Genomic DNA, 12,749 nt, shown 5'->3' on the forward strand with positions numbered 1-12,749 from the left:
GCTATTCGACGGCCTGGCGGACGGCTGCCGCCGCCGCGAAGGGACAAAGGGCCGCCGCCCCGGCCAGCAGGGCGGCCAGGATCAGCAGTTGCGCCTTGAAGGCCAGCCCGGCGATGGCCGCGTCCACGGCGCTGACGCCGAAGATCAGCACCGGGATGTAAAGCGGCAGCACCAGCAGCGACAGCAACACCCCCCCCCGACGCGAGCCCAGGATCAAGGCGGCGCCCACGGCGCCGATCAGGCTGAGGGTGGGGGTGCCGAGCGCGAGCGCCAGCACCAGGATGGCGAACCCCGCCAGGTCCATGTTGAGCAGCAGGGCCAGCAGGGGCGCGGCCGCGATCAACGGCAGGCCGGTGGTCAGCCAGTGGGCGGCAACCTTGGCGGCCACGGCGGCTTCCAGCGGCAGAGGCGCCAGGGTCAGCAGTTCCAGGCTGCCGTCCTCGTGGTCGATGGCGAACAGGCGTTCCAGGGACAGCATGGACGCCATGAGCGCCGCCACCCAGATCACTCCGGCGGCGATGCGGGCCAGGATGTTGGGCTCCGGCCCCACGCCGAAGGGAAACAGGACCACGGCGAGGACGAAGAACGTGACCACCATCATGCTGTCCATGCCCTGGCGCAACGCCAGGCGCAGGTCGCGCTTCAAGATGGCGGCCATGCGGGCGAAGGTGCCGCTCATGCCGCCTTCTCCCGACCGGGCTGGAAGAAGGCGAGATCCAGGACCTGGGGGTCTTCGAGCAGGATTTCCGCATGGGTCGACAACACCGCCATGCCGCCTTCGGCCCGGTGCCGGGCGATGGTTCGTTCCAGGACGGCGATGGAGGCCTTGTCCAGCGCCGTGGTGGGTTCGTCCAGCAGCCAGAGGGGGGCGGGCGCGGCCAGGACGCGCGCAAGGTTGACCCGCCGCTTCTGGCCGGCCGAAAGAAAGCGGCCCGGCACCTCGGCCAGGCGCTTCATGGCGAAGGTCGCCAGCGCCGCTTCCACCCTTTCGGCCCCGAAGCCCCGCAGGGAAGCCCAGAAGGCGACGTTCTCGGCTACCGACAGCACCGGTTTCACCGCATCGTGATGGCCGACGTAATGGAGGCGGGCGCCATGGGCTTCCGGATCTTCGTCCACCGCCTCGCCGTCCCAGGCCAGCACGCCGGCCGCCGGGCGCAGCAGCCCCGCCATCAGGCGCAAGAGGCTCGACTTGCCCGAGCCGTTGGGGCCGATCAGGACCAGCGCCCCCCCCGCCTCGAGGGCGAAGTCGAGGCCCGTGAAGACGACGCGTTCGCCGCGGATGCAAGACAGGGAGGTGCCGGAAAAACCCTTCATGGCCGCGCACCCTATCCGAAAGAGCGGCCCTTGAAAAGCGAAGGCGGCCGGGCTGAGGGGGGGGAGCCCGGCCGCCGGGCCGGCTTGGGAGCCGGCCGAGGGGACAGAGAGGGGGTCTCTGTTACCCTCCATATAAGCACCGGATTGTGGCTTGATTAGGGCATCAAGGGTCCCTGGGACTACGGACCGGGCCGCTTGACCAACTTGACCAACCAGGCGCCGGGTAGGATAATGGAGCCATGAACAGGATCGTCAATCTCTACGAGGCCAAGACCCATCTTTCCAGCCTGGTCGACGCGGTCGCGGCGGGCGAGGAAGTGGTGATCGCCAAGAACGGCAAACCCAAGGTCCGCCTGATGCCGGTCGAAACCGCCGGGGCCGCGCGGCAGCCCGGACAGCTCAAGGGAAGGATCTGGATCGCCGACGATTTCGACGATCCCATGCCGGACGCCGTTCAAGTTGCCTTCGAAGGGGGCGGAGACGACCCCGCGTGAGGTTGCTGCTCGACACCCATGTGCTGGTCTGGTGGTGGCAGGACGATCCGCGCCTGGGCGGCGCGCCGCGGCGGATGATCGCCGATCCGGCTGTGAAGGTCTTGGTCAGCGCCGTCTCGGCCTGGGAGATCGCCATCAAGTCGACACTCGGCAAACTACGCCTGGACGGTGACGTCGAGGAACAGGTCGACCTGGCGGGATTCGGGAAGCTGCCCATCGGCTTCGGTCATGCGGCCGAGGCGGCTCGGTTGCCACCCCATCACGAGGACCCGTTCGACCGCATGCTGATCGCCCAGGCCCGCTGCGAGGGCCTGACTCTGGTAACGGCGGATCGGCGCATGGAGCCCTATTCGGTCGCCGTTCTATGGACATGAACCCACCCCGTGGGCGAGTGCCGTAAGCTTTCCAGCAACGCCCGCGTCGAGTTGAGGCGCGGGCGCCAGAGGCCGCGATCCTGCGCTTCCAGGAAGCGGGCCGCCATCTCGCGGAGCGCGGCCGGGTTGTGGGCGGCGAGGAAGGCGCGGACCGTCTCGTCTTCCAGGTAGGCCTGGAACAGGGCGTCGAACTGGTGGTCCTTGACGCAGCGCGCCGTGGCGGCGAAAGCGAACAGGTAGTCCACGGTCGCCGCCATCTCGAACGCCCCCTTGTAGCCGTGGCGCATGACGCCCGCGATCCATTTGGGATTGGCGGCGCGGGCGCGGACGACGCGGGCGACTTCTTCCTCCAGCGTCCGGATGCGGGGAGTCTCGGGCCGCGCGTGGTCGGCGTGGAAAACCTGCGGCTGGCTGCCCGAGAGGTTACGCACCGCCGCCGCCAGGCCGCCTTCGAACTGGTAGTAATCGTCGGAATCGAGCAGGTCGTGCTCGCGGTTGTCCTGGTTCTGCACCACCGCCTCGATGCGGCCCAGGCGGGCCTCGAACAGGCCGTGGGCCGCCTCGCCCCCCGTTCCGCCCCCATAGGCGTAGCCGCCCCAGGCCACATAGGCGCGGGCGAGGTCGGCGTCGGTTTCCCAGCCCTTTTCGTCGATCAGGGCCTGCAGGCCGGCCCCGTAGGCGCCGGGCATGGAACCGAAGACCCTGAAGCCAGCCCGCCGCCCCGCCTCCGCCTCGGGGATGCCGGCCGCGGCCAGCTTCGCTTGTTCCTCCCGTACACGGGCCGCCAGCGGGTTCCGGTCCGCCGGCTCGTTCAGGGCCGCCACGGCCCGCACGGCCGAATCGAACAGGTCGACCAGGCCGGGGAAAGCGTCGCGGAAAAAGCCGGAAACCCGCAATGTGACATCCACCCGTGGGCGGTCCAGCAGGTCCAGGGGCAGAATCTCGAATCCGGTCACCCGACGGGAGGCCGCGTCCCAGGTGGGCCGCACCCCCATCAGGGCCAAGCCCTGGGCGATGTCGTCGCCGCCGGTGCGCATGTTGGAGGTGCCCCAGGCGGTGAGCGCCATGGCGCGCGGCCAGTCGCCCCGGTCCTGAAGGTAGCGGCGGATCAACAGGTCCGCCGATTTCCAGCCCAAAGTCCAGGCGGCGGGGGTCGGCACGGTCCGGGTATCGACGGAATAGAAATTGCGCCCGGTGGGCAGGACCTCGGGCCGGCCGCGGGTAGGGGCGCCCGAAGGTCCGGGGGCTACGAAGCGGCCGTCCAGGCCCCTGAGCAAGCCCGCCATCTCGGCGGCGCCGCAAGCTTCGACGGCGGGGCGCAGGGTACTGGCGATCCAGTCCAGAACCATCCGCGAGGCCGGGCCGGGCGCTTGGCCTTCGCCCGCCGCCAGGCGGGCGGCCAGCAGTTCCAGGCGTTCCACCGTGTCGCCGTGGCTGCGCCAGGGATCGGCCGTGCCATCGTCCAGCAGGGCCGGGCGGGGACCGGTCCAGGCTTCGCCCATGGCGCAATCCAGGGGATCGAAGCCGAGCCCCAGGTCGGCGGCCAGAGCCCGGTGCAAGGAGGCATCCGGTCCCTCGCCCCGGCCGCGCGGCACCCGTGCCAGAGCAACCAGCAGGTCGGCGAGCAGGCGTCCCCGCGGGGCCTCGCCGAAGACGTGGAGGCCGTCGCGGATCTGCATCTCCTTCAATTCGCAGAGATGGGCGTCCAGCTTGGCGAGTGCCGATTCGCCCGCCTCCTCGCGGCCGATGCCCAGGTCCTCGTCCAGGCCGGTGGCGCGCATCAGCGAGAAGATTTCCTCGCTCAGCACCTTCAGCCGGCGCATGTCGCTCCCTGCCGCCTCGTAGTATTCGTCGGCAAGGCGTTCCAGATCGCGCAAGGGTCCGTAGGTTTCCGCCCGCGTCAGGGGCGGCGTCAGGTGGTCGACGATCACCGCGCCCGCCCGCCGCTTGGCCTGGGTCCCCTCGCCCGGATCGTTGACGATGAAGGGATAAAGATGGGGCATCGGGCCCAGGGCGGCTTCCGGATAACATCCCGCCGACAGCGCCACGCCCTTGCCCGGCAGCCATTCCAGATTGCCGTGCTTGCCCAGGTGGATAACCGCATGGGCGTCGAAGACGCGGCGCAGCCAGCCGTAGAAGGCCAGGTAGTCGTGGGTGGGCGGCAGGTCGGGGTCATGGTAGCTGGCGGTTGGATCGACGTTGTAGCCGCGCGCCGGCTGCACGGCGACGGCCACCTTGCCGAAGCGGGCCACCGGCAGGGCGAAGTTCAGGTTGCACATCAGGGACGGCCCGGCTTCGGGCGGGCCCCAGCGCTTGACCAGCTGGCGCATGGCCGCCTCGGGCAACGCCGCCAGCACGGGGCGGTAATCGGCGATCGACAGGCTTTCCCGCACCAGCCGGCAGGACCGGCCTTCGTTGGTCGGGCCTTCCTGGAGATGGCGGATCAGGGCGTCCCCGTCGTCCGGGATGCCCGCCACGTCGTAGCCCGCCGCCACCAGGGCGCGAAGAACGCCCACCGCCGCCGCCGGAGTATCGAGGCCCACCCCGTTGCCGATGCGTCCGTCGCGGTTGGGATAGTTGGCGAGCACCAGGGCGACGCGCCGTTCGGCGGGCGGGGTGGTGCGCAGCCGCGCCCAGTTGGCGGCCAGGGCGCAGACGAAGGCGATACGGTCCGGTTCCGGCTCGAAGGCGGTCAGGTCGCACTGGGTGAGTTCGTCCCGCCGTTCCACTCCTTTGAAGGCTACGGCGCGGGACAGGATGCGCCCGTCCACCTCGGGCAGGGCGACGTTCATGGCGATGTCGCGGGCCGCCAGGCCGTGGGTACCCTTCGCCCAATCCTCGCGCGAGGTGCCGGCGAAGACCACCTGCAACACCGGGCAGTCGCAGGCGGCGAACGGCGTTTCCGCTCCGGCCATGCCGACGGCGAAGCCGGTGGCGTTCAAGACCACGGCCGGCGGATGATCGGCCAGCAGGCGCTTCAAGGTCGCCGCCGCCACCGGATCGCGGAGGCTGGCGACGTGAATCGCCAAGGGATTGAGCCCCGTGTCGCGCAGGCCCTCGATCAAGGCGTCGACCGCCTTCAGGTTCCCCGCCTGGACCAGGGCGCGGTAGAAGACGAGAGCCGCCACCGGGCGAGTGGGGTCGGGCACGAAGTCGCCGTGCGGACCGGCGCGCAGCAGGGGCCGGGGCTCTTGCCAATCGACGGGATGGCCGATGAGGTGGGCGGCGTAGGCGAGAAAGGCACGGGCGTTGTCGACGCCCCCTTGCACCAGATACTGCCAGAGCCGGTGGACGGCCTCGTGAGGCAGGTTGGAAAAGCCGGTCAGTTCGGCATCCGGCTGGTCGTCGCCGGGGAGGAAGGCGACGGGAATGCCGGCGTCGCGGCAAGCACCGGCAATCTGTTCGACTCCGTAGGCCCAGTATCCCCGCCCCCCCAGCACCCGCACCGCGACCAAGCGGGCATGGGCGACGATCTTTTCCACATAGAGGTCCACCGACAACGGATGGCCCAGGCGCATCAGGTTGGCGAGGCGCAGGGAGGGAAAGCCGTCGGGACAGGCGGCCCGGGCGGTGGCCAGACAGGACAGGTCCGAATCGGCGGCCGACAGGACGACGATGTCGCCCGGCGTCTGGCCCAGGTCGACGGCGCCCGTGCCGTCCGCGATCTCGCCCGGCTTGGCGGCGAGCAGGTGCATGTCAGTCCCGGATCGCCGCCTCGATGGCGACGCGGTCCAGCCCCTTGAGGCCGATCACCACCAGGCGGCTGGCCCGGGGTTCCCCCTCCAGCCAGAAGCGGTCGTAGTAATGTTCGATGCGTTGGCCCACAGCCTGCATCAGGTGGCGCATGGGCTTGCCCGGCACCTCCAGGAAGCCCTTGACGCGCAAGATGTCGTGGCTGGCGACGGCCGCCATCAGCCGTTGGCGCAAGCGGTCGGGGTCTTCGACGGGCGGCAGGTCCACCACGAAGCTTTCGAAATCGTCGTGGTCGTGGCCTTCCTCGCCGTCGTGGCGCGAAGGACGGCCGTCGATGGCGTCCTCCGCCTTGGCCGCGAGGCCCAGCACCAGGTCGGGGTGCAGCCAGGAATTGGCCGTCTCCACCGCCTTGACGCCCGGTCGCAGCCGGGCGCGCACCAAGGCCCCGGTCGCCTGGTAGGCCTTGGCGTCCATCAGGTCGCGCTTGTTGAGGATGACCAGATCGGCGGCGGCCAACTGGTCGTCGAACAGTTCCTCCAGCGGCGCGTCGTGGTCGGGCGGCGAATCGGGACCCGGTCCGTCTGCGAAGCGGCCGGCCGCCACCGCCGGGGTGTCGATCATCGCCACCACGCCGTCCACGGTAACCCGCGCCCGCACGGCCGGCCACTGGAAGGCCTTGACCAGCGGCTTGGGCAGCGCTAGGCCCGAGGTCTCGATCAGGATGTGGTCGGGCGGCTGCGGCCGGTCGAGCAGCTTCTCCATGGCCGGCAGGAACTCGTCGGCCACGGTGCAGCAGAGGCAGCCGTTGGCCAGTTCGATCACGTCGTCGGCGCAGCACGCGCTTTTCAGCCCGCCCAGCAGCAGGTCGCGATCCACGCCCAGATCGCCGAACTCGTTGACGATCAAAGCCATCTTCCGGCCGGAATTGACCAGCAGGTGGCGGATCAGGGTGGTCTTGCCGCTACCCAGAAAGCCGGTGACGACGGTGACGGGAATCTTCTGCATGGCCCCATCCCCTAGCACGGCGAGGCCGTCCTTGTCAGTCCTTTTGGGCGACATCCTTCAGGACCAGGGGAAGGCCGGCGGTCACCAGCACCACCCGGTCGGCCGCCATGGCCGCCGCCTGGTTGAGGTGGCCCAGGGAATCGGCGAAGGCCCGCGCCAGGGGGTTGGACGAGATGCCGCCCAGGCCGACCTCGTTGGAAACCAGCACCACCGGCCCCGAGAGGTCGGACAGGCAGGCGATCAGGCAGCGGGTCTCGGCTTCGGGGTCTCGGCCGGCCTCCATCAGGTTGGACAGCCAGACCGTCAGGCAATCCACCAGTACCGGTGCGCCCTCGCGGGTCATCTCGCGCAACGTCTCCACGAGGTCGAGAGGCGTCTCGACCGTGGTCCAGATTTCGCCGCGCCGTTCCTTGTGGCTCGCGATGCGCCGCATCATCTCGGCATCGCGCGGCTCCGCCGTCGCCAGATAGATTCCGTTGCCCCTCGCGGTGGTCAGTTGTTCCGCATGGGCGCTCTTGCCCGAACGGATGCCGCCCAGAACCAGGGTTACGGCGGGAAGAGGCTTTCCTGTCTTCATGGGTCGAATCCTAGCACGGCTTTGCGCGAATCGTCATGACGGACCGCACAGGTCGCCGTTGACCAGGTTCACCCGCCAGATGCCGCCCCGTCCGCTCAGGATAGGCCCGCCCATGTGGTCGAGACGGGTAATCGTCAGATTGCCGATCGCCACGGCCAAGGCCCGGGTGGCTTCCAGCCCCAGGGCCAAGGCCACCGCGGCGCGAATGGTGCCGCCATGGGCGACGGCGACGATGTCGCGGCCGGAATGTTCCTCTGTCAGGCGGTCGATCACCCTGGCCGTGCGGGCGATGACCTGGGCGAAGCTTTCGCCGCCGGGCGGGGCGCTGTTGCCGGGATCGGCCCAGAAGGTCTCGCAGACTCCGCCCGTGCCGTCCTGCAGTTCCTCCCAGCGTCGTCCTTGCCAGGCGCCGAAATGCTGTTCGGCCAAGTGAGGCTCCAGCGTCGGTGTGCCTCCCAGGGCCAGGGCGGTTTGCCGGGCCCGCGACAAGGGACTCGCCACCCAGACGGCGCCCTTCGGCAAGGCCGCGCTCAGCCGGGAGAAGCGCGTCCCGTCGGAGATGTCGCAGGGCACGTCGCCATCTCCGTAGGCCACGCCTTCGAACCCGATGACGGGGGCATGGCGGATCCACCACCAGCGGGTCACGGGAGCGGTCATGGGCGGGCTCCGGCGATCAGCAGGATGGCGATTTCCGCCGCCTGCTGGCAGGCCCCCAGCACGTCGCCGGTCTGGCCACCGATCTGGCGCCTTGCCAGCAAGGCGAAGGTGGCCGCCGCCGCCAGCCCGGCCAGCCAAGCCGGCGGTCCCACGGTGCCCAGGCAGGCGGCGAGACCCAGCAGCAAGGCCGCCGTCGCGCCCGGGACCGTGGGCGTGCCGGCGCCTTGCCCGAGACCGTCGAAGCGGGCCGGTGGCAGGCGGCGCATGACCAAAGGCAGGAAGCCGCGCGAAGCCATGCCGGCCGCGACCAACGCCCAAGCTGCATCCTCGGGCCGAGCGATCCAGGCCAACGCCGCGGCACGCAGGCCGATGCCGAAGACCACGGCCAGCACGCCGAAGCTGCCGATGCGGCTGTCGCGCATGATTTCCAGCTTGCGGTCGCGGGTGGCCCCGCCGCCGAAGCCGTCGGCAACATCGGCCAGGCCGTCCTCGTGCAGCCCGCCGGTAATCAGGGTCTGGGAGACAAGGGCAAGCAGTGCCGCCGCCAAGGGGCCGAGCCCCAGGTGGAGGGCGCCGAGGAGAACCAGGGCCCCCGCCCCGCCCACCGCCAGTCCGACCAGGGGAAAGGCGAAGGCGGCTCGTGCCAGGGGGGGCGGCGGCGATTCGAAGCGGACGGGCAGGCGGGTGAGGAAGCCGAAGGCGGTCTTGACCAGAATAACCATGGGATTCGCTGCACCCCGCTCGACAGGAACACTCAGGCGTTATAGGGGAGGGTTTCATTCTTGGAAAGAAGGGACCCACCCCATGCCGCCCGTCACCAGCCTCGCCGAGGTCCGCAAGCTGCTCGTCGCCCTGCCCGGCCCCGACGAGGAGGCCGCCGCCGCGGCGGCCCGGCGGGAGCCTCAGTTGACCAAGCCGGCCGGCTCCCTGGGCCGGCTGGAGGAACTGGCGGCCTGGATGGCCGCCTGGCAGGGCCGTCACCCGCCCACCGTCGACCGCCCCATGGCGGTGGTCTTCGCCGGCAATCACGGCGTTGCGGCGCAAGGGGTATCTGCCTTCCCCGCCGAGGTGACCCATCAGATGGTCGCCAACTTCAAGGCCGGCGGCGCCGCCATCAACCAGCTTTGCGCCAGCATCGGCATCGAATTGCGAGTCGGGGCCCTGGCGCTCGACCGCCCGGTGCGCGACTTCACCCAGGCCCCGGCGATGGACGAGGCCGACTGCGTGGAGGCCATCGCCTATGGCATGGCCGCGGTGGAAGATGGCATCGATCTGCTGGTGCTGGGTGAGATGGGCATCGCCAACACCACCCCCTCGGCCGCCATCTGCCATGCCCTTTTCGGGGCCGACGGCGCCTTCTGGACCGGACCGGGGACGGGCGTGGCCGGTAGCCAGCTGGCCAACAAGGCCCGGGTGGTGGGCGAGGGCGTGGCCCGGCACCGGGCCGCCATGACCGACGGGCTGGAGGTGCTGCGCCATGTGGGGGGACGCGAACTGGCGGCCATCGCCGGGGCCGTGCTGGCGGCCCGGCTGAAGCGGGTGCCCGTGATGCTGGACGGCTACGTCTGCACCTCGGCCGCGGCGGTGCTGGAGGCCTGCCGTCCCGGTGCGCTCGATCATTGCCAGGTCGGCCATGCTTCGTCCGAACCTGGTCATGTCCGGCTGCTGGAGCGGCTGGACAAGAGGCCGCTGCTGGACCTGGGCATGCGCCTGGGCGAGGCATCGGGCGCCGCCCTGGCCGTCGCCCTGGTCAAGGCCGCCGTTGCCTGCCACGCCGGCATGGCCACCTTCGCCGAAGCGGTGGTCAGTCGGCGGGAAGGGTAAGCCTTTGACAGGCGGGACCTTCGGGTGGAACCTGGAGGATATGTTCGCCCCCATCGCCCTCTATCTCCACTGGCCGTTCTGCCGGTCCAAGTGCGGCTATTGCGATTTCAACAGCGTCGCGGCCGGCGAGATCGACCAGGCCCGTTGGCGGGCGGCGCTGGTGCGGGAAATGGAACATTTCGCAGCCGAAGCCGGGGGGCGGACGGTTGAAAGCATCTTCTTCGGCGGCGGCACGCCATCCCTGATGGCGCCGGAGACCGTGGCGGCGACCATCGAGGCCGCCCATAGGTTCTGGCGGATCGCACCGGATGCCGAGGTCACCCTGGAGGCCAATCCTACCTCTGTCGAAGCGGGGCGCTTTGCCGCCTATCGCGACGCCGGGATCAACCGGTTATCCGTGGGCGTCCAGTCGCTCGACGATCAGACACTTGCCTTTCTAGGGCGAGAGCATTCGGCGGCCGAGGCGCAACATGCCGTCGAGTTGGCGGCCCGGATTTTTCCGCGTCATTCCATCGATCTTATCTACGCCCACCCGAACCAGGACCGCGAGTCCTGGGCTGCGGAATTGAAATCGGCCTTGCCGCTCGTCCGCGATCATATTTCGCTCTACGAGTTGACCGTAGAGGAGGGGACTCCATTTGGCCGCCATGGCGTCGCGGAAGCGCCCGAGGAACTCGGCACCGACCTTTACAAGATCACCCAGGAAATCTTATGCGGGGCCGGCCTACCGGCCTACGAGGTCTCGAGTCATGCCCGGCCGGGAGCGGAATGCCGCTACAATCTGCATGTCTGGCGGGGCGGCGGCTACCTTGGGATCGGGCCGGGAGCCCACGGACGGTTGACCGGAGATGACGGGACGACCGCGGCCATCCATCAAGTCCGCGACCCGGCTCGCTGGCTGGACGCGGTCGAGAGAGCGGGCCACGGCACGGCCGGCCGGACCGTCCTGTCGGCGGAGGAAAGGCGGGACGAGGCGGTTCTGCTGGGCTTGCGGCTCGCCGAAGGCATTGGCCCGGACCTCGCCGCCGGCCTCCCGATAGACAGGATCATCGAGATGATCGAGTCCGGCCACCTTCGCCTGTCCAACGAAAGCCGGCTGGCAACCACTCCGACCGGGCGCCTTTGCCTTAACGCCGTCACGTTAAGATTATTGGCGTGATGCTATTTCCGACCGGGCGGCAACCGCCGGTAACTGAGGGCCTCGGCGACATGGATGCGCCGCACGTCGCCGCCGCCTTCCAGGTCGGCCAGCGTCCGGGCTACCCGCAACACCCGGTGATAGCCACGCGCCGAAAGATGCATCCGGGTGGCGGCGTCGTCCAGCAGTCGCCGGCCTTCGGCGTCGGGGGCGGCGACTTCCTCCAGCAGACGGCCATCGGCTTCGGCGTTGGTGCGGATCGGCACCTGGGCCGGGACCCCGACGTATCGTTCCGTCTGCCGGGCCCTGGCCGCCGCCACCCGGCCGGCCACCTCGGCCGAGCCTTCGGCGGGCGGCGGGCGGGACAGATCGGCGGGATTGACTTCGGCCACGTCCATGTGCAAATCGATACGATCGAACAACGGCCCCGAAATGCGGGATTGGTAGTCCTGGGCGCAACGGGGCGCCTTGGTGCAGGCTTGGCGCGGGTCGGCCAGGTGGCCGCAGCGGCAGGGGTTCATGGCCGCCACCAGTTGGATGCGGGCCGGATAGGTGACGTGCGCGTTGGCGCGGGCCACGGTGGCGCGGCCGGTTTCCAGGGGCTGGCGGAGCGCGTCCAGCACGCCCCGCTGGAATTCCGGCAGCTCGTCCAGAAACAGCACACCCAGGTGGGCCAGCGACACCTCGCCCGGCCGGGCCCTGAACCCGCCGCCCACCAGCGCCGCCATGGAAGCGGAATGATGGGGATCGCGAAAGGGCCGGCGCCGCACCAAGCCCTGGCCGTCCAATAGGCCGGCCAGGCTGTGGATCATGGTCACTTCCAGGGCTTCGGGGGGCGACAGGGACGGCAGAAGACCCGGCAGGCGCTGGGCCAGCATGGACTTGCCGGCTCCGGGCGGGCCGACCATCAGCAGGTTGTGACCGCCCGCCGCGGCGATTTCCAGCGCCCGCTTGGCCGTTTCCTGGCCCTTGATGTCCTTGAGATCCAGATCGGCCCGGCCGTCCGGCGCGGCCATGGGCCGGGGCTGGCCCAATACCTGGGTGCCCTTGAAATGGTTGACCAGGGCCAGCAGGCTGGGCGCCGCCAGGATCTTCAGGCCATCGGCCCAGGCGGCCTCGCCGCCTTGCGATGCCGGACAGATCAGGTCCTTTTCCACCGCCAGGGCATGGATGGCGGCCGGCAACGCCCCGGCGACCCGGGTGATCGAGCCGTCGAGGGCCAGTTCCCCCAAGGCCACGGCGCGGGAAAGTTCGTCTTCCGGAACGACCCCCATCGCGCTCAGCAGTCCCAGGGCGATGGGCAGGTCGTAGTGACTGCCTTCCTTCTGCAGGTCGGCGGGCGACAGGTTGACGGTGATCCGTTTCGGCGGCAGCGCCAGCCCCATGGCCGAAAGGGCGCCGCGCACCCGTTCCCGGCTTTCGCCTACGGCCTTGTCGGGCAGGCCGACCACGGTGAAGGCCGGCATGCCGGCCGCGATCTGGACCTGCACGTCGACGGGCACCACCTCGATGCCCTGGAACGCCACCGTATCGATCCGCGCGACCATCCGCCCTCCCCATCTGCCGCGAAATGGTGCGGCGGATGGAGGAGTTCTACCATGCAGGGACGCCCGAAACCACTTTCATGCGCGCGGGGATGAATCTTTGCCATGATGGCCCGGCCGCACGCACCA

At 69.9% G+C, this 12,749-nt stretch carries 12 protein-coding genes; 4 read left to right on the forward strand and 8 right to left on the reverse strand.

Features of this window, described 5'->3' with window-relative positions:
* Position 1: 1 nt before the first annotated feature.
* Both ccmB and ccmA read right to left on the reverse strand, forming a co-directional pair.
* Positions 2-679 carry a heme exporter protein CcmB gene (ccmB, locus tag H7841_01075; protein ID MEO5335474.1) on the reverse strand — a complete coding sequence of 226 codons (678 nt, stop codon included), beginning with the start codon at positions 677-679 and terminating at the stop codon, positions 2-4.
* Positions 676-1,314 carry a heme ABC exporter ATP-binding protein CcmA gene (gene ccmA / locus H7841_01080; protein ID MEO5335475.1) on the reverse strand — a complete coding sequence of 213 codons (639 nt, stop codon included), beginning with the start codon at positions 1,312-1,314 and terminating at the stop codon, positions 676-678. The genes ccmB and ccmA overlap by 4 nt, the downstream gene beginning before the upstream one ends.
* A gap of 239 nt (positions 1,315-1,553) precedes the next feature.
* Here ccmA and H7841_01085 point away from each other — a divergent pair, with 239 nt between their 5' ends.
* Together H7841_01085 and H7841_01090 are read left to right on the forward strand one after the other, a co-directional pair.
* A complete protein-coding gene (locus H7841_01085; GenBank protein MEO5335476.1) occupies positions 1,554-1,808 on the forward strand; it encodes a type II toxin-antitoxin system prevent-host-death family antitoxin in 255 nt (84 codons plus the stop codon).
* Positions 1,805-2,182, forward strand: a complete 378-nt coding sequence (locus H7841_01090) for a type II toxin-antitoxin system VapC family toxin (protein MEO5335477.1) — start codon at positions 1,805-1,807, stop codon at positions 2,180-2,182. Before H7841_01085 ends, H7841_01090 begins: the two co-directional genes overlap by 4 nt.
* Here the strand turns inward: H7841_01090 and cobN are convergent.
* The 5 genes from cobN to cobS are packed head-to-tail and all read right to left on the reverse strand — an operon-like array spanning position 2,155 to position 8,836.
* Entirely contained in the window at positions 2,155-5,877 is a 3,723-nt protein-coding gene (gene cobN / locus H7841_01095; GenBank protein MEO5335478.1) for a cobaltochelatase subunit CobN, read from the reverse strand. The two genes, H7841_01090 and cobN, sit on opposite strands and share 28 nt — an antisense overlap.
* A 1-nt stretch (position 5,878) precedes the next feature.
* Positions 5,879-6,880 (reverse strand): cobalamin biosynthesis protein CobW, encoded by a 1,002-nt coding sequence (gene cobW / locus H7841_01100; GenBank protein ID MEO5335479.1) that lies wholly within the window; start codon positions 6,878-6,880, stop codon positions 5,879-5,881.
* Positions 6,881-6,914: 34 nt separating this feature from the next.
* Positions 6,915-7,457 (reverse strand): bifunctional adenosylcobinamide kinase/adenosylcobinamide-phosphate guanylyltransferase, encoded by a 543-nt coding sequence (gene cobU / locus H7841_01105; protein ID MEO5335480.1) that lies wholly within the window; start codon positions 7,455-7,457, stop codon positions 6,915-6,917.
* Positions 7,458-7,490: 33 nt separating this feature from the next.
* Positions 7,491-8,114 carry a histidine phosphatase family protein gene (locus H7841_01110; protein MEO5335481.1) on the reverse strand — a complete coding sequence of 208 codons (624 nt, stop codon included), beginning with the start codon at positions 8,112-8,114 and terminating at the stop codon, positions 7,491-7,493.
* Positions 8,111-8,836 (reverse strand): adenosylcobinamide-GDP ribazoletransferase, encoded by a 726-nt coding sequence (gene cobS, locus H7841_01115; protein MEO5335482.1) that lies wholly within the window; start codon positions 8,834-8,836, stop codon positions 8,111-8,113. The genes H7841_01110 and cobS overlap by 4 nt, the downstream gene beginning before the upstream one ends.
* Before the next feature lie 82 nt (positions 8,837-8,918).
* Between cobS and cobT the strand changes: the two genes are divergently transcribed.
* Together cobT and hemW are read left to right on the forward strand one after the other, a co-directional pair.
* A complete protein-coding gene (cobT, locus tag H7841_01120) occupies positions 8,919-9,938 on the forward strand; it encodes a nicotinate-nucleotide--dimethylbenzimidazole phosphoribosyltransferase (protein MEO5335483.1) in 1,020 nt (339 codons plus the stop codon).
* Between the two features lie 40 nt (positions 9,939-9,978).
* On the forward strand, positions 9,979-11,097 hold the full coding sequence (hemW, locus tag H7841_01125; GenBank protein MEO5335484.1) for a radical SAM family heme chaperone HemW: 1,119 nt from the start codon (positions 9,979-9,981) through the stop codon (positions 11,095-11,097).
* Between the two features lie 2 nt (positions 11,098-11,099).
* Here the strand turns inward: hemW and H7841_01130 are convergent, their stop codons facing one another.
* On the reverse strand, positions 11,100-12,623 hold the full coding sequence (locus H7841_01130; protein ID MEO5335485.1) for a YifB family Mg chelatase-like AAA ATPase: 1,524 nt from the start codon (positions 12,621-12,623) through the stop codon (positions 11,100-11,102).
* Positions 12,624-12,749 lie beyond the last annotated feature (126 nt).

This window comes from Magnetospirillum sp. WYHS-4 (genome assembly GCA_039908345.1).
Taxonomy (GTDB): Bacteria; Pseudomonadota; Alphaproteobacteria; order Rhodospirillales; family GLO-3; genus JAMOBD01.